Source organism: Cellulomonas bogoriensis 69B4 = DSM 16987, assembly GCF_000767165.1.
GTDB classification, from domain to species: Bacteria; Actinomycetota; Actinomycetes; order Actinomycetales; family Cellulomonadaceae; genus Actinotalea; species Actinotalea bogoriensis.
Genome location: NZ_AXCZ01000394.1, coordinates 1 through 794, shown reverse-complemented (window position 1 = coordinate 794; position 794 = coordinate 1). Strand labels below are relative to the sequence as shown.

The following is a 794-nucleotide window of genomic DNA, read 5'->3' as shown; positions in this document are numbered from 1 at the left end:
CGAGGCCCACGGTTGGCCCCTGCTCGCCGAGCCGTCCTCCGGCGCCCGCTCCGGCCGGTGCGCCGTGCCCGCCTACCGGCTCCTGCTCGACCTCCCGACCCTGGGCGGCGCGGTCCGTCGCGTCGTCGTTCTGGGACGCCCCACCCTCACCCGCCCGGTCCAACGGCTCCTGGCCCGTGAGGACGTCGAGGTCCACGTCCTCACCCCCACCGGCGCGACCTGGCCGGACGCCGCCCGCAACGCCACCACCGTCACCCGCGCCCCCCTGGCCTCCACCGCCGGTCCCCCCGCACCCGACGAGCAGTGGCTCCACCCGTGGCTGGCCGCCGGGCACGCTGCGCTCGACACGGCGCTGCAAGTCGTGCGCAGCACAGACCGGCACCTCACCGGCCCCGCCGTGGCCGACCTCGTCGCCCACCACCCGACCCCCGTCCTGGTCGTCGGCTCCTCCCACCCCGTCCGCGACCTCGACCTCGTCGCCGACTGGGCCGAGGCACCCCACGTCCTGGCCAACCGGGGCCTGGCCGGCATCGACGGCACGGTGTCCACCGCCCTCGGTGTCGCCCTCGCCACCGGTGCACCCACCCGTGCGCTGATGGGCGACCTCACCTTCCTGCACGACGTCGGCGGCCTGCTCCTCGGCCCCGACGAGCCCCGCCCCGACCTGCAGCTCGTCGTCGCCAACGACGACGGCGGGTCGATCTTCGCCACCCTCGAGCACGGCGATCCCGCCCGCAGCGCCGTCTTCGAGCGGGTATTCGCCACCCCCCACCGGGCCGACCTGGCCGGGCTCT

1 pseudogene is annotated in these 794 nt (G+C 76.6%); it reads left to right on the top strand.

Features of this window, described 5'->3' with window-relative positions:
* A pseudogene (locus N869_RS18140) lies at positions 1 to 794 on the top strand (2-succinyl-5-enolpyruvyl-6-hydroxy-3-cyclohexene-1-carboxylate synthase); the annotation flags it as partial.